The sequence below is a fragment of the Bacillus sp. NH11B genome (assembly GCF_001884205.1).
Lineage (GTDB): Bacteria > Bacillota > Bacilli > Bacillales > Bacillaceae_G > Bacillus_A > Bacillus_A proteolyticus.
In genome coordinates this window covers 85499-105826 of sequence record NZ_MAOG01000107.1, presented here as the reverse complement: position 1 = coordinate 105826, position 20328 = coordinate 85499, and the positions used below count along the sequence as shown (strand labels likewise).

Here is a 20328-nt window from a genome sequence, read left to right as displayed (position 1 = left end):
GATCTACATGAGCACTGAGTTGTTAGATGCTTTGCTCGTTTTAGAGTCAGAAAAAGGTATTAGCAAAGATATTATTATTGATGCGATTGAAGCAGCATTAATCTCTGCTTATAAACGCAATTTTAACCAAGCACAAAACGTTCGTGTGAGCTTTAACCCAGAAGTGGGAACAATTCAAGTTTTAGCACGTAAAGACGTTGTTGATAATGTGTTTGATCCACGTCTTGAAATCTCTGTAGAAGAGGCAAGACAAATTAATCCAAACTACCAAGATGGCGACGTACTAGAAATTGAAGTAACGCCAAAAGATTTTGGTCGTATTGCAGCACAAACTGCAAAACAAGTTGTAACACAACGAGTTCGTGAGGCGGAACGTGGTGTTATTTATTCAGAATTTAGTGATCGTGAAGAAGACATTATGGTTGGTATTGTACAGCGCCAAGATGCTCGTTTCATCTATGTAAGCTTAGGGAAAGTAGAAGCTTTATTACCTGTAAGTGAGCAAATGCCAAATGAGCAATATAAACCACATGATCGTATTCGCGTATTTATTACAAAAGTAGAAAAAACAACGAAAGGACCACAAATTTACGTATCACGTACACATCCTGGTCTTTTAAAACGTTTATTCGAAATGGAAGTTCCAGAAATTTATGATGGAACTGTAGAAATTCGCTCTGTAGCGCGTGAAGCAGGCGATCGTTCGAAAATTTCTGTGTATGCAGAGAATATCGATGTTGATCCAGTAGGTTCTTGTGTAGGACCGAAAGGACAACGTGTACAACGCATTGTAGATGAACTAAAAGGTGAAAAAATTGACATCGTTCGCTGGTCAAATGATCCAGTTGAATATGTTGCAAATGCTTTAAGTCCATCACAAGTTGTTAAAGTACTTGTAGATGAAGAAGAAAAAGCAACAACTGTTGTTGTTCCAGACCACCAGCTTTCATTAGCAATTGGTAAGCGTGGACAAAATGCACGTCTTGCAGCTAAATTAACAGGCTGGAAAATTGATATTAAAAGTGAGTCGGATGCGAAACAACTTGGTATTGTAACAGAAGAAGATAGCGTAATCGCATTCGGATTCGATTCAGTTGAAGACGAAATCGAATAGAGGTGATGAGCATGAGCAATCGAAAAGTTCCGTTACGAAAATGTATTGCGACGCAAGAGATGAAATCAAAACGAGAGCTCGTTCGCATTGTTCGTTCCAAAGAGGGCGAAGTGTCTATTGATTTATCAGGAAAGAAATCAGGACGAGGTGCATATTTGTCAAAAGATAAAGAATGCATTATTCAAGCCCAAAAGAAAAATATTTTGGAACATCATCTAAAAGCGAAAATCGACAGTTCTCTGTACGAAGAGCTTCTTGAGCTTGTTGAGAAGGAGTCGAAGTAAGTGTCCGATTGGAAATCGTTTTTAGGACTAGCAAACCGCGCTCGAAAAATTATTTCGGGTGAAGAACTCGTTTTAAAAGAAGTACGAAGTGGCAAAGCAAAGCTTGTATTGCTTTCTGAAGATGCGTCAGCGAACACTACAAAACGTATCATTGATAAAACCACGTACTACAACATACCAATGAGAAAAGTCGAAAACCGACAACAATTAGGGCATGCGATTGGGAGAGACGAGCGAGTCGTTGTAGCTGTATTAGATGAAGGCTTTGCGAAAAAGCTACGTAGCATGCTCGATACAAATTACCGGGGGTGAAGGTATGAGTAAAATCCGAGTACATGAATATGCAAAAAAAAATAATATCTCAAGTAAAGATCTTATGACAAAACTAAAAGAGATGAATATCGAGGTTTCGAATCATATGACAATGTTAGAAGACGAAGTAGTAAACAAATTAGATAATCAATATAACACTGGGGCAGAAAAACCTTCTGTTGCAGATGAGTTTGAAGTAGAAGAGAAAGTTGTTCGCAGTAAAAAGAACAGCAATAAGAAGAAGAAAAAAGGCAAAGGAAATGAAGACAAACGTCAAGAAAACTTTGCTGGAAGACAACAAACACAAATAGTAGAAACACCAGATAAAATTACTTTCTCTGGAAGCCTTACAGTAGGTGAACTTGCTAAAAAGTTAAGCAAAGAGCCATCTGAAATTATTAAAAAGCTCTTCATGATAGGGATTATGGCAACAATTAACCAAGATTTAGATAAAGATACAATTGAGTTAATTGCTACTGATTACGGTATTGAAGTAGAAGAAGAAGTAGTTGTAAGTGAAACTGAATTTGAAACATTCATCGATGAGCAAGATGATGAAGAAAACTTAAAAGAGCGTCCAGCTGTTGTTACAATTATGGGACACGTTGACCATGGTAAAACAACATTGCTTGACTCTATCCGTAATTCAAAAGTAACTGCTGGCGAAGCTGGTGGAATTACTCAGCATATCGGTGCATACCAAGTTGATGTAAATGATAAAAAAATTACATTCTTAGATACGCCTGGTCACGCAGCATTTACAACGATGCGTGCTCGTGGTGCGCAAGTAACGGATATTACAATTCTTGTTGTTGCAGCTGATGACGGTGTTATGCCACAAACAGTTGAAGCAATTAGCCATGCGAAAGCAGCTGGAGTACCAATTATTGTTGCAGTGAATAAAATGGATAAACCAGCGGCAAATCCTGATCGTGTAATGCAAGAATTAACAGAATATGAATTAGTTCCAGAAGCTTGGGGCGGAGACACAATTTTCGTACCAATTTCTGCAATTCAAGGCGAGGGAATTGACAACTTGCTAGAAATGATTCTTCTTGTGAGTGAAGTAGAAGAATATAAAGCAAATCCAAATCGCTATGCAACTGGTACTGTAATTGAAGCGCAGCTTGATAAAGGTAAAGGAACTATCGCGACATTACTTGTTCAAAACGGTACACTTCGAGTTGGAGATCCAATTGTTGTTGGAACATCATTCGGTCGTGTTCGTGCGATGGTAAGTGATATTGGTCGTCGTGTAAAAGTTGCTGGTCCATCAACTCCTGTTGAAATTACAGGTTTAAATGAAGTACCACAAGCGGGAGATCGTTTCATGGCATTCGCTGATGAGAAAAAAGCTCGTCAAATCGGTGAATCACGTGCACAAGAAGCGTTACTTGCTCAACGTGGTGAGAAATCTAAATTAAGCCTTGAAGATTTATTCCAACAAATCCAAGAGGGCGATGTAAAAGAAATTAACTTAATTGTGAAAGCAGACGTACAAGGTTCTGTAGAAGCAATGGCAGCATCACTTCGTAAAATTGATGTTGAAGGCGTAAAAGTGAAAATTATCCATACAGGCGTAGGTGCGATTACAGAATCTGATGTTATTTTAGCTTCTGCATCTAATGCAATTATAATTGGATTTAACGTACGCCCTGATGTGAATGCGAAGCGTACAGCTGAATTAGAGAACGTTGATGTTCGTTTACACCGTATTATCTATAAAGTAATCGAAGAAATCGAATCAGCAATGCAAGGTATGCTGGATCCAGAATTCGAAGAAAAAGTAATCGGTCAAGCGGAAGTACGTCAAACGTTCAAAGTAACAAAAGTTGGAACAATCGCAGGTTGTTACGTAATCGACGGTAAAATTACACGTGATAGTGGCGTTCGTATTATCCGTGATGGCGTAGTAGTCTTCGAAGGACAACTTGATACGTTAAAACGTTTCAAAGACGACGTAAAAGAAGTTGCACAAAACTATGAGTGTGGTATTACAATTGAGAGATATAATGATCTTAAAGAAGGGGACATCATTGAAGCGTACATTATGGAAGAAGTGAAGCGATGATTATCGCTTCACTCTCATTCGAGTGTATGATTTACGATGTGCATTCTTTAAAAGAGAAACGAGCAATTTTACAAAGGGTGCTAACTCGTGTGAAGCAGCGTTATAACGTAGCTGTTTCAGAAGTAGGGCATCAAGATGTATGGCAACGTACAGAAATTGCAATTGTTTCCGTATCCTCAAATCGTGTTATCTGTGAAAAAGAAATGAATCGTGTACTTGAGTACATCGATTCATTTCCTGAAATTGAACGTACGATAACACAATTGGAATGGTACTGAATGAGGTGAAGAGTTATGAAATTACGTGCAAACCGTGTAGGCGAGCAAATGAAAAAAGAATTAGGCGACATAATCAGTCGTAAAATTAAAGATCCACGTGTCGGATTTGTTACAGTAACAGATGTACAAGTGAGTGGAGATTTACAAATTGCTACAGTATATATTTCTGTTTTAGGTGATGAAGAACAGAAAGAAAGTACATTAAAAGGTTTAGCGAAGGCAAAAGGCTTCATTCGTTCAGAAATTGGCCAACGTATTCGTCTTCGTAAAACACCGGAAATTTCCTTTGAATTTGATGAGTCTATCGGATATGGTCATCGAATTGATACACTTTTACATGAAATTAATAAAGAAGGTAAACGTGAAGAATAATGGATAGACATATGTCTATCCATTTTTTCAATGCAAAATAAGTTTTGGATATTTATTATGAAAGAATTATGATGAGGTGAACATATATGGAAGGCGTAGTATTATTACATAAGCCAAAAGGCATGACATCACATGATTGTGTATTTAAATTAAGAAAGATTTTACGTGAGAAACGAATTGGTCATACGGGAACATTAGATCCAGATGTAACGGGTGTATTACCGATTTGTGTTGGTAAAGCAACGAAAATTGCACAATTTTTAACAAGTGAGACGAAAACGTATGAAGGTGAAGTAACATTAGGATTTTCTACGACGACTGAAGATGCTTCGGGTGAAGTTGTAGAAACGAAAAATGTGGATCGTGTTATTACACGAAAAGAAGTAGAAAATGTTCTTGCAAAGTTAACAGGAACAATTGAACAAATGCCACCGATGTTTTCAGCTGTAAAAGTAAACGGGAAAAAACTATACGAATATGCTAGAGCAGGTCAAGAGGTTGAACGTCCAGTTCGTACAATTACAATTCACGAATTTGTATTACTTGATGAACGTGAAGTTTTTGAAGGGGAAAACATTTCATTCCGTTTCCGTGTAACGTGTAGTAAAGGAACATATGTAAGAACGCTAGCGGTAATGATTGGTGAAAAACTTGGTTTTCCATCACACATGTCCCATCTTGTAAGAACAGCATCTGGTGAATTTTTACTAGAAGATTGCATATCATTTGAAGAAATTGAAGAAAACGTGCAAAATGGAACAGTAGAGTCTATCTTCATTTCAATCGACGAAGCGTTAAGTAAGTTTCCAAAAATGGTTGTAGATGAAAAGCAAGCAGAAAAAATAAAAAATGGTATGTTCTTAAAGAATGAATTAGAAATAACAGCACCATTTATTACAGTATTTGATAAAAATGATTGTTGCTTGGCGATTTATGAGCATCATCCAAAACACCCTGGTATGCTAAAGCCAATGAAAGTACTTGTGAATAATCAAGAACTAAAGCTATAATGAATTATCGGAAGGATTATTACAGAAAAAGGTGAATTCAAGCGTGAAACTTATTCATTTAACTCATCCACATGAACAAAATAAATTAGAATTACCACCTACTGTAATGGCATTAGGATTTTTTGATGGCATTCATTTAGGACATCAATGTGTGATTCGAACTGCGAAGCAAATAGCGGATGAACGGGGATATAAAAGTGCAGTTATGACATTTTATCCTCATCCATCTGTTGTTTTAGGAAAAAAGGAAGCGCATGTGGAGTATATTACACCAATGCGTGATAAAGAAAAAATAGTCGAAAGTTTAGGAATCGATATATTATATGTTATTAAATTTGATGAATCATTTGCAGGATTATTACCACAACAATTTGTAGATGATTATATTATTGATTTAAACGTAAAGCATGTAGTAGCAGGCTTTGATTATTCATATGGACGTTTAGGAAAAGGGAAGATGGAGACTTTACCATTTCATGCAAGAGGGGAGTTTACACAGACCGTGATCGAAAAAGTTGAATATCAAGAAGAAAAAGTAAGTTCTACTTCATTACGAAAGTTAATTCGAAATGGAGAAATGGAGCAGATTCCATCTATTTTAGGGAGAGCTTATACGGTAGAAGGAACAGTTGTGCACGGCGACAAGCGTGGACGCCAAATTGGCTTTCCAACTGCAAATGTAGGTTTAAGTGATGAATATCTACTTCCGCCAATAGGTGTATATGCAGTGAGATTGAAAGTTCACGATGAATGGCACGATGGCGTATGTAATATTGGATATAAACCAACTTTTAAAGAGAATGAGCGCCAATTATCTATTGAAGTACATCTATTTGAATTTAATAAAGATATATACGATCAAAGTGTCACGGTGGAGTGGCATATACGTATAAGAGAAGAAAAAAAGTTTAATGGTATTGATGAGTTAGTTGCACAAATCGCGAAAGATAAGAAAATCGCCCAAGAATATTTTTCAAGCGCAAAGAATATACTTGCTTTTTCAAATGAAAAGTAGTATTCTATGTTATGTACTTTATGACAACCATTGCTTGGCATTGCGACTCACCGACGCTTGCTAGGTAATTGGGGGTTTAATTATTAGGAGGTGAAATAGGATGGCTTTAACACAAGAGCGTAAAAATGAAATCATTGCACAATTTAGAACTCATGAGACTGATACTGGTTCTCCAGAGGTTCAAATTGCTGTCCTAACGGAGCAAATTAACACTCTAAACGAGCACTTACGTACTCACAAGAAGGATCATCATTCACGTCGTGGTCTATTAAAGATGGTTGGTAAACGTCGTAACTTACTTACTTACCTTCGTAATAGCGATATCACACGTTACCGTGAATTAATCACAAAGCTTGGCTTACGTCGATAGTCAGAGAAGCGGGAATATTCCCGCTTTTTTGTTAGGTAAAAATATATCTTCTACTCTTTATAGCTTATTAAATTTTCGGCAATACTAGAGGAAAGAATATTGTGATATACTATCCATTTACATAGAAGAATTGAATATTTTAAATTGAGAGGGGTACTTAAATGAGTCAGGAAAAGCAAGTCTTCTCGATAGATTTAGCTGGTCGTCAGCTAACAATTGAAACAAGTCAGCTTGCAAAACAAGCGAACGGAGCAGTATTAGTAAGATATGGCGACACAGCAGTTCTATCTACAGCAACTGCATCAAAAGAGCCAAAAAATGTAGATTTCTTCCCACTTACAGTAAACTATGAAGAGCGTTTATATGCAGTTGGAAAAATCCCAGGCGGTTTTATTAAGCGTGAAGGCCGTCCAAGTGAAAAAGCAATTTTAGCAAGTCGTTTAATTGACCGCCCAATCCGTCCGCTTTTCGCAGATGGTTTCCGTAATGAAGTACAAGTTGTCAGCATCGTAATGAGTGTTGATCAAGACTGTTCTTCTGAGATGGCAGCTATGCTTGGTTCTTCATTAGCATTATCTATTTCAGATATTCCATTTGAAGGTCCAATCGCAGGTGCGACAGTAGGTCGTATTAATGGCGAGTTCGTTATTAATCCAACAGTAGAACAGCAAGAACAAAGTGATATTCACCTTGTTGTAGCTGGTACGAAAGATGCAATTAACATGGTTGAAGCAGGAGCAGATCAAGTGCCTGAAGAAACAATGTTAGAGGCAATTATGTTTGGTCATGACGAAATTAAACGTCTAATTGCATTCCAAGAAGAGATTGTACAAGCTGTTGGTAAAGAGAAAACAGCAGTGAAACTTTATGAAGTAGATGCTGATCTTAATCAAGCTGTACGTGAAATGGCTGAGAAGGATATGCATTCTGCAATTCAAGTGCACGAAAAACATGCACGTGAAGATGCAATTAATGAAGTGAAAAAGCGTGTAATTGAGCATTACGAAGTTCAGGAAGTTGACGCTGATACATTAGGACAAGTAAGTGAAATTTTATATAAAATTGTAAAAGAAGAAGTACGTCGTCTTATTACAGTTGAAAAAATCCGCCCAGATGGTCGTAAAGGTGACGAAATTCGTCCTTTAGCATCAGAGGTTGGTATTTTATCGCGTACACACGGTTCTGGTTTATTCACACGTGGACAAACACAAGCGTTAAGTATTTGTACATTAGGCGCATTAGGCGATGTGCAAATTTTAGATGGTCTTGGTGTAGAAGAGTCAAAACGCTTCATGCATCATTATAATTTCCCATCATTTAGTGTTGGTGAAACAAGACCGATGCGTGGACCAGGTCGTCGTGAAATTGGTCACGGTGCATTAGGAGAACGTGCTCTTGAGCCTGTAATTCCATCTGAAAAAGATTTCCCATATACAGTACGTCTTGTATCTGAAGTTTTAGAGTCAAACGGTTCTACTTCACAAGCAAGTATTTGTGGTAGTACTTTAGCGATGATGGATGCTGGTGTTCCACTTAAAGCTCCAGTTGCAGGTATTGCAATGGGTCTAGTTAAATCTGGTGAGCATTACACAATTTTATCTGATATTCAAGGTATGGAAGATCATTTAGGTGATATGGACTTTAAAGTAGCCGGTACAGCAAAAGGTGTAACTGCACTGCAAATGGACATTAAAATCGATGGTCTATCTCGTGAAATTTTAGAAGAGGCATTACAACAAGCGAAAATTGGTCGTGTGCACATTCTAAATCATATGTTATCTGTTATTGCAGAGCCACGTACTGAATTATCAGCTTACGCTCCAAAGATTATTACAATGACAATTAACCCAGATAAAATCCGTGACGTTATTGGACCAAGCGGTAAACAAATTAATAAAATTATTGAAGAAACTGGTGTTAAAATTGATATCGAGCAAGATGGTACGGTATTTATTTCATCAATAAATCAAGAAATGAATGACAAAGCTAAGAAAATTATCGAAGATATCGTTCGCGAAGTACAAGTAGATGAAATCTACGAAGGAAAAGTAAAACGTGTTGAGAAATTCGGTGCTTTCGTTGAATTATTCAGTGGGAAAGATGGATTAGTTCACATTTCTGAACTTGCACTTGAACGTGTAGGTAAAGTAGAAGACGTTGTGAAAATCGGTGATGTAATTACAGTTAAAGTTATCGAGATTGACAAGCAAGGTCGCGTAAATCTATCTAGAAAAGTATTGCTAAAAGAAGAGCAAGAAAAAGAAGCTGCTAAAGAAGAAAATAAGCAAGAGCAGCAATAAGTAAAAGCCAGTTAAACTGGCTTTTTTTGTTATGTAAAAATATGATTTACATATATTTTTATGTCAGTATAGGTATAGTTTTCATTATAACGCTCAAATTAACAAAGATAAGAAGAAAAATGTTTTTTATATAGTTAATGGGAGGGTTTATATGAAAGCTCGTATATGGGCATACATATGTATATTTTCTTTATATGTCAGTTTAGGCTCTTATTCCGTTTTTGCACAGGATAATTTGTATGAAGAAATTCAACAACATGCAAAACAATATGAGATTGCGCCTCAAAATGCGATAATTGATAAAATATGGAAGGCAACACCTGGATATAATGGAAGACAAGTGGATATTGGAGCATCTTATAATAATATGAAGAAGCGAAAGGAATTTGATCAGGAATATCTTGAATTCAAGGAAGTATCACCAAGTGTCCACCTAGAAGATTTATCACCAGCCCCAATTTATAGGGGACATCCAAACAAAAAGATGGTGGGATTAACAATAAATGTGGCATGGGGAAATGAGTATTTACCTCGTATATTAGAGATATTGAAAAAACATGATGTGAAGGCGACTTTCTTTTTAGAAGGACGTTGGGTCAAAGAAAATTTACGATTTGCAAAAATGATTGTTGATGCAAATCAAGAAGTCGGAAATCACTCTTACACACACCCTAATATGAAAACGCTATCGTCTGGTGAAATACGAGATCAGTTACAAAAAACAAATCGAATGATAGAAGCTGCTACGAATCAAAAAGTGAAATGGTTTGCTCCGCCAAGTGGCAGTTTTCGAGATGAAGTAGTGAAAATAGCAGATGATTTTCAAATGGGGACGATTATGTGGACAGTAGATACGATCGATTGGAAACGACCAGAGCCAGACGTACTATTGCAGAGAGTAATGCGAAAAATACATCCAGGTGCTATCGTATTAATGCATCCTACTTCATCTACAGCAGAAGCATTAGATACAATGATTACAAAATTGAAGGAACAAGGATATAAAGTAGGGAATATAACAGAATTATTGGATGAAAAACGTGTAGATTAAATACATTTGCATGACATTCATCCTTAAACTTGTTATCATTAAATAATAGCATTTATTTAGAGAAACTGGCAGTAGGAGGAAAGTTTTTGATTAAAAAATATACGTGTAAAAATGGTGTAAGAATTGTTATGGAGAATATACCAACTGTGAGATCGGTTGCGATTGGTATATGGATCCATGCAGGTTCAAGAAATGAAAATGAAAAAAACAATGGAGTTTCGCACTTTTTAGAGCATATGTTCTTTAAAGGGACAGAAACACGTAGCGCGCGAGAAATTGCAGAATCATTTGATAGCATTGGCGGACAAGTAAATGCTTTTACTTCAAAAGAATATACATGTTACTATGCAAAGGTGTTAGATGAGCATGCTAAATACGCGTTAGATGTTTTAGCAGACATGTTCTTTAATTCAACATTTGATGAGGAAGAACTGAAAAAAGAGAAGAATGTTGTATGTGAAGAAATAAAAATGTACGAAGATGCGCCAGATGATATTGTGCATGATATGTTAACGAAAGCAACATATGAAACGCATCCGCTTGGATATCCTATTTTAGGAACAGAAGAAACACTTGAAACATTTACAGGTGATACGTTACGTCAATATATAAAAGATCATTACACACCTGAAAATGTAGTTGTATCAATTGCAGGAAATATTGATGAATCATTTTTACAAATTGTAGAGCAATATTTCGGTAATTACGAAGGCACAACAAATCGTGAACAAGTACATAGCCCAATTTTCCATTTCAATAAAGTAGCACGTAAGAAGGAAACAGAACAAGCTCATTTATGTTTAGGATATAAAGGCTTGCAAATGGGACACGAAGATATTTATAACTTAATTGTATTAAATAATGTTTTAGGCGGTAGTATGAGTAGCCGTTTATTCCAAGAAGTACGTGAGCAACGTGGATTGGCATACTCAGTATTCTCTTATCACTCTTCTTATGAAGATACAGGGATGTTAACGCTTTACGGTGGAACAGGTAGCCAACAATTAGATACACTGTATGAAACAATGCAAGAGACGTTAAATACGTTGAAAAATACAGGTATTACAGAAAAAGAGCTTGTTAATAGTAAAGAACAATTAAAAGGAAACTTAATGTTAAGTTTAGAAAGTACGAATAGTCGTATGAGCCGTAACGGTAAAAACGAATTACTTCTTCGTAAACATCGTTCTCTTGATGAAATAATTGAAAGTGTAAATACTGTAACAAAACAAAATGTAGACGAGTTAATTCGTAATATGTTTACAGATGAATTCTCTGCGGCACTTATTAGTCCGGATGGAAAACTACCAAAAGGAATGAAACTTTAGTTGGTTTTATGATTCATTCCTTTTCGAGAATAATCGTATCTCATTTATATGGGGTACGGTTATTTTTTTTATATATGCAGAATAGGTACTTATTATAGGAGGCTTTTATAAAAAGATAAGGGGGAGATTTCATGCGCTTAAGTGAATTAAGTGGTAAAGAGATTGTGGATTTAGAAAGAGCGGAAAAAATGGGAGTTTTAGGTCACGCAGATGTAGAAATTAATGAGCGAGACGGACGAATACAAGCTCTTATTATACCGCTTGGGAAATGGGGAGGCTTTAAAAGAGAACAGCAAGAAGTGAGGGTGGAATGGAACCAAATTAAGAAAGTGGGACATGATATGATAATTTGCGATTTTACAAATCATACAAAGTCAGAATGAAAGATGACCGTTTTGGTTGTCTTTTTTCTTATTTTTATATAGAGCAGATAAAACATGTGTGCTTTTTGTTTTTCAATCACCTCAAACTCGTACATTACATATGATGTGGAGGAAAAAGAAAAAGTAGGCATTTTTCTTATAAATGAAAGAAAAAGAAGGTGAATTAGGGAATGTTGACTGAGATGCATATCGCTGTCATAGGAGGAGATGCACGGCAGCTAGAAGTAATTCGCAAGTTAGTTGAACTAGATGCGAAACTTTCATTAATAGGGTTTGAACAGCTAGATCATGGCTTCACTGGGGCAGCAAAAGAAAGTATACAAGATTTAAATTTCACTGCTTTAGATGCCATTATTTTGCCAGTTGCAGGGACGAATGCCAAAGGAGAAGTAGATACTATTTTTTCAAATGAAAAAGTTTCTATAACGCAAGAGCAAATTGAAAAGACACCAGAACACTTTACTATATATTCAGGTATCGGAACACCTTATTTGGAGAATCTTGTATCTACTACGAATCGAAAACTTGTAAAATTATTTGATCGTGATGATGTTGCAATTTATAACTCTATTCCGACTGTAGAAGGTACACTAATGATGGTTATTCAACATACTGATTATACAATCCATGGATCAAATGTAATGGTTTTAGGGTTTGGTAGAACTGGTATGAGTGTAGCGAGAGCCTTTCAATCATTAGGAGCACATGTCAAAGTAGGAGCGAGACGATCGGAACATATTGCTCGTATTACAGAAATGATGTTTTCTCCTTTTCATATGCAAGACATAGAAAAAGAAGTAGGTAATATCGATATTGTGATTAACACAATTCCGTATCTCGTTGTGACAGCGAATGTTATTTCAAAAATGCCAGCTCATACGTTAGTAATTGATTTAGCTTCTAAACCAGGCGGTACCGACTTTAGATATGCGGAAAAAAGAGGGGTCAAGGCGTTGTTAGCACCTGGTTTGCCGGGTATTGTTGCTCCGAAAACAGCCGGACAAATTTTAGCGAACGTTCTTTCTCAGTTACTAGCAGAAGGTGCAATAGCAAGAAAGGAGAATGGGGAATGAATTTAAAAGGGAAAAGAATAGGATTTGGTTTTACAGGTTCACATTGTACGTATGAGGAAGTGATGCCTCATTTAGAAAAATTAATTGCTGAGGGAGCAGAAGTACGTCCCGTTGTTTCTTACACTGTTCAATCAACAAATACTAGATTTGGAGAAGGAGAAGAGTGGATTAAAAAGATTGAAGAAATAACAGGTTTTAAGGCAATTAATTCAATCGTTGGCGCAGAACCACTAGGACCTAAAATCCCACTAGATTGCATGGTGATTGCACCACTAACAGGAAATTCTATGAGTAAATTTGCAAATGCAATGACAGACTCTCCGGTACTAATGGCAGCAAAAGCGACGCTAAGAAATGGCAAACCTGTCGTATTGGCTGTTTCAACGAATGATGCTTTGGGATTAAATGGGGTAAACCTCATGCGTCTAATGGCCACAAAAAACATCTACTTCGTCCCATTCGGCCAAGACGCACCAGAGAAAAAACCGAACTCAATGGTAGCTCGCATGGAGTTACTAGAAGATACAGTATTAGAAGCACTGCAAGGGAAGCAATTGCAACCAGTTGTTGTAGAAAAATTCAGATATATGAATTAAAAAACGAAAAAAAACGTACAATTTTTGATGAAACCATCATTCTTACTGTAGAATATGATAAAATTAACGTTATTAAGATTAGAAGGGGTATTCTATACGCCTTCTAATTCTAAGTTATAGAAGGATTGGTATCTAGAAAGGGGCATAGTGATGGAAAAGCAAAAAACTTTTCATGTCGCTGTAGTTGGAGCAACCGGCGCAGTTGGTGAACAAATGTTAAATACTTTAGAGAAACGAGAATTTCCAATCGGGAAATTAACGTTACTTTCATCTAAACGATCTGCAGGTAAGAAACTTGTATTTAAAGGCGAAGAATTTACAGTTCAAGAGGCAACTCCTGAAAGTTTTGAAGGAGTAGATATCGCACTATTTAGTGCTGGTGGATCTGTATCGAAACAATTAGCGCCAGAAGCAGCAAAGCGCGGTGCGATTGTTGTTGATAATACAAGTGCATTCCGTATGACAGAAAACGTGCCACTTGTTGTACCTGAAGTAAATGAAAACGACTTAAAAGAACATAATGGTATTATTGCAAATCCGAACTGTTCTACAATTCAAATGGTAGTAGCTCTTGAGCCAGTTCGTCAGCAATATGGTTTAAAACGAGTAATCGTTTCCACATATCAAGCTGTATCAGGTGCTGGTGCGGCAGCGATTGAAGAACTTCATGAACAATCACAAGCAATCTTAAATGGCGAAGAAGTTAAGGCGAATGTTTTACCTGTATCAGGTGATAAAAAACATTACCAAATTGCTTTTAATGCGATTCCACAGATTGATAAGTTCCAAGATAATGGATTTACGTTTGAAGAAATGAAAATGATTAATGAAACGAAAAAAATTATGCATATGCCTGAATTAGAAGTAGCGGCAACATGTGTACGTTTACCAGTTGTATCAGGGCATTCTGAGTCTGTTTACATCGAAGTAGAAAAAGAAGGCGTAACAGTAGAAGAATTAAAGAGCTTACTTGCAAATGCGGAAGGTATTGTTCTGCAAGATAATCCAGAAGAGCAGTTATATCCAATGCCAGCTACTGCAGTAGGTAAAAACGAAGTATTCGTTGGAAGAATCCGTAAAGATTTAAATAACGATAAAGGATTCCATCTTTGGGTCGTATCTGATAACTTATTAAAAGGCGCTGCATGGAATTCTGTTCAAATTGCAGAGCGCTTAGTAAAATTACAATTAGTGTAAACGGCTAAGAGAAGGTGCAAAATATGAAAATAATTGTTCAAAAATTTGGTGGCACATCAGTACGTGATGAAAATGGACGTAAGCATGCGCTTCATCATATAAAAAAATCGTTAGCTGCTGGTTATAAAGTAGTTACTGTCGTATCTGCTATGGGCCGTAAAGGTGAACCATATGCAACGGATACGTTATTAAGTCTTGTAAATCAAGAGAAATCTAATATTTCTAATCGTGAGCAAGATTTATTATTATCATGTGGAGAGTTAATCTCTGCAATTGTTTTCTCTAATATGTTGAATGAGAACGGCATTAAAGCAGCGGCATTAAATGGTGCACAAGCTGGTTTTGTAACAAATGATGATTTTACGAATGCGAAGATTATTGAAATGAATTGCGATCGTATACATGAAGAGTTACAAAGTTTAGATGTAATCGTCGTTACAGGATTCCAAGGGCAAACGAAAAAAGGTGATACGACAACACTTGGACGCGGAGGTAGCGATACTTCAGCTTCAGCATTAGGTGTTGCGCTTCATGCTGAATATATTGATATCTTCACAGATGTAGAAGGTGTTATGACTGCGGATCCTCGTATTGTAAAGGATGCACGCCATCTTCAAACTGTAACGTATAACGAAATTTGTAACATGGCTTATCAAGGTGCAAAAGTCGTTCATCCACGTGCAGTTGAAATTGCGATGCATGCAAAAGTACCTCTTCGTGTACGTTCTACGTATTCTGATAGTGAAGGTACGCTTATTTCAGCATCTGATGGTGCTACAAAAGGCCGTGATGTCGAAGAACGTCCTGTTACAGGTATTGCACATGTATCGAATGTGACGCAAATTAAAGTGCTTGCAAAAGAAACGGCATATGATTTGCAACAGCATGTGTTTAAAGAAATGGCGAATGAAGGAATAAGTGTCGATTTAATTAACATTTCACCTACTGGAGTAGCTTATACGGTGAGTGATAATGTATCAAGTCGTGCAGTTGAATTATTAAAGAACCTTGGATATGAGCCAATTGTGACAGAGCATTGTGCAAAAGTATCTATTGTAGGAGCTGGAATGGCAGGATACCCAGGGGTTACTGCGAAAATCGTTACAGCTTTAGCTGAAAAAGGTATTCAAATTCTGCAATCAGCAGATAGTCATACGACAATTTGGGTTCTTGTAAAAGAAACCGATTTAGTGGAGGCTGTAAATGCATTACATAGTGCGTTTGAGCTTTCAAAAGAAAAGCAACTGGAACAATAAGGAGTGAGACCATGATAGATTTTGGGACAATTGCAACTGCGATGGTAACACCGTTTGATATAAACGGGAATATCGATTTTGCAAAGACAACGAAATTGGTAAATTATTTAATTGATAACGGTACAACAGCAATTGTGGTAGGAGGAACGACAGGTGAATCTCCTACACTAACATCAGAAGAAAAAGTAGCGTTATATCGCCATGTCGTATCTGTTGTCGATAAAAGGGTGCCCGTAATCGCTGGAACAGGTAGCAATAATACACATGCCTCTGTTGACTTAACTAAAAAGGCAACAGAAGTTGGTGTTGATGCAGTTATGCTAGTGGCGCCGTATTATAACAAACCGAGTCAAGAAGGAATGTATCAGCACTTTAAAACGATTGCTGAAAGCACGCCACTTCCGGTTATGCTATATAACGTTCCAGGGCGATCTATTGTACAAATCTCCGTTGATACAGTTGTTCGTTTATCAGAAATCGAAAACATTGTTGCGATTAAAGATGCAGGCGGCGATGTGTTAACAATGACAGAAATCATTGAAAAAACAGCGGACGACTTTGTAGTATACAGCGGTGATGACGGTTTAACGTTACCGGCTATGGCAGTTGGAGCGAAAGGTATCGTTTCGGTAGCATCTCATGTTATTGGAAACGAAATGCAAGAAATGATTGCAGCGTTCCAAGCAGGAGAATTTAAGAAGGCGCAAAAATTACATCAATTACTTGTAAGAGTAACGGATTCATTATTTATGGCGCCAAGCCCAACTCCAGTAAAAACAGCGTTACAAATGGTTGGATTAGATGTAGGTTCTGTACGTTTACCACTTCTTCCATTAACAGAAGAAGAAAGAGTAACGTTACAATCTGTAATGCAATCCATTCCTCGTTAATAAAAAATGACCTAGTTTGAAACTAGGTCATTTTTATTTTTTTAACTAACTGTAGTAACATTCCTTAGAGCTAATAGGATGTAGGGGAAGAGGAAATAACATTTAATTAGTTATATATTGATTGCGTAGTTAATATATTATGGAACATTGTTAATGCATATAGTCTTATATTCATGCAAAGAAATCGCATGAATATTTTTCCATTAAACTCTTGTGGAGTAGGAAAAGTAAGAAAGGTGATATGAATTTCACCCTCGTAAATTATAACCTCATTTTAGTGTCTTCTCTTGTCTTTCGCATAATTTAACTTGTGTTCTATTTCTTGTATCAGGTATAATATGGCTAAGTAGCTTAGTACGGGTATGCTTAGCAAAATTGGGAAAAATTATGATTCAATGAAATTTTCATATCATATCGAATAAGATATTTGATTTATATAATGAAAGAGAGGTGAAACCTGGTTTAAAAAATAAACAAGGACATGATATCGCATAACGGTAAGGACATTCGTCTTGGACGGTGAATATATGGTGGTTGTAGAGTTTCCCCTGGTGTCTCTACAATTTTAGTGAAATCAGTGTTTGCAAGATTTTTAAACCAGGCAACAACATGAAGAGAAAAGAGAATGAGTCTGTTAAAGTATTTGCTCTTGGTGGAGTAGGTGAAATCGGGAAAAACATGTACTGTGTTGAAATTGATTCTGAAATCTTTATTGTAGATGCAGGATTAATGTTCCCAGGAGATGAAATGTTTGGAATTGATATCGTTATTCCTGATATTACATACTTAGTGGAAAATCAAGAGCGAGTAAAAGGTTTATTTATTACTCACGGTCATGAAGATCATATTGGTGGAATTGTTTATGTACTTCGTAAATTATCTATTCCAGTATATGCAACGAAATTAACAGTAGGACTTATACAAGAAAAACTTGGCGAAGCGGGCATGTTAGGCCGTGTAGACTTAAAAACAATCGATTCAAATTCAACAGTAGATTTTAATACTACAACGGTGTCATTCTTTGGAACGACACATAGTATTCCGGATTCTGTTGGTGTTTGTTTCCATACATCAAAAGGTGCTGTAGTGTATACAGGGGACTTTAAATTTGATCAAACTCCAATTGGAAATAATGGAGCAGATCTTGGGAAAATGGCGCAAATCGGGAATGAAGGCGTACTTTGCTTATTATCTGATAGTACAAACGCTGAGCGTCCAGGCTACACAGGTTCGGAAAAAGAAGTTGGTGTAGAAATTTCTAAAGTGTTCTACGGTGCAGAAGGTCGTATTATCGTTGCTTCATTTGCATCGAATGTACATCGTATTCAACAAGTATTTGACGCGGCTGCCGAAACAGGAAGAAAAGTAGCGGTAGTAGGACGTAGTATGGTGAAAGTAGTAGACATTGCAAGACGTCTTGGTTATTTAGATGTTCCAGAAGGTATGGTTATTTCATTACAAGAAGTAGATAATTTCCCAGAGAAAAAGGTAGCTATTTTAACGACAGGTAGTCAAGGTGAACCGATGGCAGCCCTTTCTAGAATGGCGAAGCAAGCTCATAAACAAATTTCAATTCGTAAAGGTGATACGGTTATTATTGCAGCTTCACCAATTCCAGGAAATGAAATATCTGTATCAAAAATTATTGACTTGTTATTTAGAGCTGGAGCCGAGGTTGTTTATTATGGTGAAAGAAAAGTACACGTTTCAGGTCACGGTAGCCAAGAAGAATTAAAACTAATGTTAAATTTAATGAAGCCGAAGTATTTTGTACCCGTACATGGTGAGTTCCGTATGCAAAAAGCACATGCATATTTAGCGGAAGATGTAGGTATTGCGAGAGAAAATATCTTTATTGTAGAAAAAGGCGATGTAATTGCTTTTGGCGATGAAGAAGCAAACTTAGTTGGTAAAGTGCAAGCGGGCAATGTTTTAATTGATGGATTAGGTGTTGGCGACGTTGGTAATATTGTTCTTCGAGATAGAAAGATGTTATCTCAAGATGGAATTTTAGTTGTTGTTGTGACACTTGGTAAAGATGAAAAGAAAATAATCTCTGGTCCAGAAATTATTTCACGCGGTTTCGTATATGTACGTGAATCAGAAGCGTTGATCGAACGATCTACAGATATTGTACGTATGATTGTTGAACAATCTATTAAAGAATATTCAATTGAATGGTCTATGTTAAAACAAAATATTCGTGAATTATTAGGGCAGTTCTTGTACGAAGAAACGAAGAGAAAGCCAATGATTTTACCGATTATTATGGAAGTATAAAGAAGATCACCTTTACAGGTGATCTTTTTCTTTTTTAACCCTATCGCATGAAATTTATAACTTAAGAAATAATAGTTATATACGAGCGAAAGGGGATGCGATATGACAGAACGTGACCGTTATATAAATGAAGAAAAAGAAGCTGAGCCGAAAGAAATTCCGAAAGAAGCTTCTATAGTGGAGAAAATTCAACAACTTGGACAGACGAATGTCCCGCAAATGAATGAATCGCGTATTCATTGTTTAACAATTGTTGGACAGGTGGAAGGCCACATTCAGTTGCCACCACAAAATAAAACAACAAAATATGAGCACATCATTCCGCAAATTGTCGCGATCGAACAAAATCCGAAAATTGAAGGCTTACTTTTAATATTAAATACAGTTGGAGGTGACGTTGAAGCTGGATTAGCAATTTCTGAAATGGTGGCTTCGCTTTCAAAACCAACTGTCTCTCTTGTTTTAGGAGGAGGGCATTCAATTGGTGTACCGATTGCGGTCTCAACTGATTATTCATTTATTGCCGAAACAGCGACGATGACAATTCATCCGATTCGTTTAACAGGTCTTGTTATAGGTGTGCCGCAAACATTTGAGTATTTGGATAAAATGCAAGAAAGAGTCATTCGATTTGTGACAAAGCATTCGAAAGTAACGGAAGATCGTTTTAAAGAGCTTATGTTTGCAAAAGGGAATTTGACGCGAGATATTGGGACGAATGTAATAGGTGGAGATGCGGTGAAGTATGGTCTTATAGATGATGTCGGTGGTATTGGTAGCGCACTTAGAAAATTAAACGAATTAATTGACGAACGCAAGGATAATAGTGCAGAAGGGACAATGCTACAATGATTTTATATACAATTATGCCAGAGCAACTTGTATATCCGGCTGATTATTCACAATGTGAAAGTCAAAAAGTTGTGAATGTAAACGGCGTGGAATTAATGGTCTCTGAGGAGGATAATCAATGTTATTCTATTGTACGTGTGTTAAGTACGAATCCGTCTCACTACTTAGAGTTTGAGCCTGGACAGAAAATTACCTTTTAGCAAAAAGAAGGATTTTGTTTAGGAGCTATGGTATAATATAAAAAACAAGACGGTTGAGCAGCCATGAGTAGGCTGCTTTCTTCTGTTTATTTAACA

21 protein-coding genes are annotated in these 20328 nt (G+C 36.7%); all 21 read left to right on the top strand.

Features of this window, described 5'->3' with window-relative positions:
* The first annotated feature begins 7 nt into the window (after positions 1-7).
* The 21 genes from nusA to BAU27_RS16745 all read left to right on the top strand — a co-directional run bounded on the left by nusA (position 8) and on the right by BAU27_RS16745 (position 20232).
* A complete protein-coding gene (gene nusA, locus BAU27_RS16845) occupies positions 8-1114 on the top strand; it encodes a transcription termination factor NusA (RefSeq protein ID WP_000102601.1) in 1107 nt (368 codons plus the stop codon).
* A gap of 11 nt (positions 1115-1125) precedes the next feature.
* A complete protein-coding gene (gene rnpM / locus BAU27_RS16840) occupies positions 1126-1398 on the top strand; it encodes an RNase P modulator RnpM (protein ID WP_000071123.1) in 273 nt (90 codons plus the stop codon).
* Positions 1399-1710 carry a YlxQ family RNA-binding protein gene (locus tag BAU27_RS16835; RefSeq protein ID WP_001286519.1) on the top strand — a complete coding sequence of 104 codons (312 nt, stop codon included), beginning with the start codon at positions 1399-1401 and terminating at the stop codon, positions 1708-1710.
* Positions 1711-1714: 4 nt separating this feature from the next.
* Entirely contained in the window at positions 1715-3781 is a 2067-nt protein-coding gene (gene infB, locus BAU27_RS16830) for a translation initiation factor IF-2 (RefSeq protein ID WP_071746778.1), read from the top strand.
* On the top strand, positions 3778-4059 hold the full coding sequence (locus BAU27_RS16825; protein WP_000582364.1) for a DUF503 domain-containing protein: 282 nt from the start codon (positions 3778-3780) through the stop codon (positions 4057-4059). Before infB ends, BAU27_RS16825 begins: the two co-directional genes overlap by 4 nt.
* Positions 4060-4074: 15 nt before the next feature.
* Complete coding sequence (gene rbfA / locus BAU27_RS16820; RefSeq protein ID WP_000776443.1) at positions 4075-4431, top strand: 30S ribosome-binding factor RbfA; 357 nt, start codon at positions 4075-4077, stop codon at positions 4429-4431.
* Positions 4432-4517: 86 nt separating this feature from the next.
* Positions 4518-5441: a tRNA pseudouridine(55) synthase TruB gene (gene truB, locus BAU27_RS16815; protein WP_071746777.1), complete on the top strand. Its 924-nt coding sequence runs from the start codon at positions 4518-4520 to the stop codon at positions 5439-5441.
* 43 nt (positions 5442-5484) lie between these two features.
* Complete coding sequence (ribF, locus tag BAU27_RS16810; RefSeq protein WP_071746776.1) at positions 5485-6456, top strand: bifunctional riboflavin kinase/FAD synthetase; 972 nt, start codon at positions 5485-5487, stop codon at positions 6454-6456.
* 100 nt (positions 6457-6556) lie between these two features.
* Positions 6557-6826 carry a 30S ribosomal protein S15 gene (gene rpsO, locus BAU27_RS16805; protein WP_001229392.1) on the top strand — a complete coding sequence of 90 codons (270 nt, stop codon included), beginning with the start codon at positions 6557-6559 and terminating at the stop codon, positions 6824-6826.
* A 161-nt stretch (positions 6827-6987) separates the two neighbouring features.
* A complete protein-coding gene (gene pnp / locus BAU27_RS16800) occupies positions 6988-9126 on the top strand; it encodes a polyribonucleotide nucleotidyltransferase (protein ID WP_071746775.1) in 2139 nt (712 codons plus the stop codon).
* Positions 9127-9277: 151 nt separating this feature from the next.
* Positions 9278-10177: a polysaccharide deacetylase family protein gene (locus tag BAU27_RS16795; RefSeq protein WP_071746774.1), complete on the top strand. Its 900-nt coding sequence runs from the start codon at positions 9278-9280 to the stop codon at positions 10175-10177.
* A gap of 86 nt (positions 10178-10263) precedes the next feature.
* Positions 10264-11505, top strand: coding sequence for a M16 family metallopeptidase (locus tag BAU27_RS16790; RefSeq protein WP_071746773.1), 1242 nt, complete (start codon positions 10264-10266; stop codon positions 11503-11505).
* Between the two features lie 131 nt (positions 11506-11636).
* Positions 11637-11888: a YlmC/YmxH family sporulation protein gene (locus BAU27_RS16785; RefSeq protein WP_071746772.1), complete on the top strand. Its 252-nt coding sequence runs from the start codon at positions 11637-11639 to the stop codon at positions 11886-11888.
* A gap of 170 nt (positions 11889-12058) precedes the next feature.
* The gene (gene dpaA, locus BAU27_RS16780; RefSeq protein WP_071771497.1) at positions 12059-12961 is read left to right on the top strand and encodes a dipicolinic acid synthetase subunit A; all 903 of its coding nucleotides are present in this window, start codon (positions 12059-12061) and stop codon (positions 12959-12961) included.
* Positions 12958-13557, top strand: coding sequence for a dipicolinate synthase subunit B (dpaB, locus tag BAU27_RS16775; RefSeq protein ID WP_001049482.1), 600 nt, complete (start codon positions 12958-12960; stop codon positions 13555-13557). The genes dpaA and dpaB overlap by 4 nt, the downstream gene beginning before the upstream one ends.
* Before the next feature lie 150 nt (positions 13558-13707).
* On the top strand, positions 13708-14754 hold the full coding sequence (asd, locus tag BAU27_RS16770; protein ID WP_071746770.1) for an aspartate-semialdehyde dehydrogenase: 1047 nt from the start codon (positions 13708-13710) through the stop codon (positions 14752-14754).
* A gap of 23 nt (positions 14755-14777) precedes the next feature.
* Positions 14778-16010 carry an aspartate kinase gene (gene dapG / locus BAU27_RS16765; RefSeq protein ID WP_071746769.1) on the top strand — a complete coding sequence of 411 codons (1233 nt, stop codon included), beginning with the start codon at positions 14778-14780 and terminating at the stop codon, positions 16008-16010.
* An 11-nt stretch (positions 16011-16021) separates the two neighbouring features.
* Positions 16022-16900, top strand: coding sequence for a 4-hydroxy-tetrahydrodipicolinate synthase (dapA, locus tag BAU27_RS16760; RefSeq protein WP_071771496.1), 879 nt, complete (start codon positions 16022-16024; stop codon positions 16898-16900).
* A 609-nt stretch (positions 16901-17509) separates the two neighbouring features.
* Positions 17510-19180: a ribonuclease J gene (locus tag BAU27_RS16755; protein ID WP_071746767.1), complete on the top strand. Its 1671-nt coding sequence runs from the start codon at positions 17510-17512 to the stop codon at positions 19178-19180.
* Positions 19181-19282: 102 nt separating this feature from the next.
* Entirely contained in the window at positions 19283-20032 is a 750-nt protein-coding gene (gene tepA / locus BAU27_RS16750; RefSeq protein ID WP_071746766.1) for a translocation-enhancing protein TepA, read from the top strand.
* On the top strand, positions 20029-20232 hold the full coding sequence (locus tag BAU27_RS16745; RefSeq protein WP_000605032.1) for a YlzJ-like family protein: 204 nt from the start codon (positions 20029-20031) through the stop codon (positions 20230-20232). The genes tepA and BAU27_RS16745 overlap by 4 nt, the downstream gene beginning before the upstream one ends.
* The last annotated feature ends 96 nt before the right edge of the window (positions 20233-20328 follow it).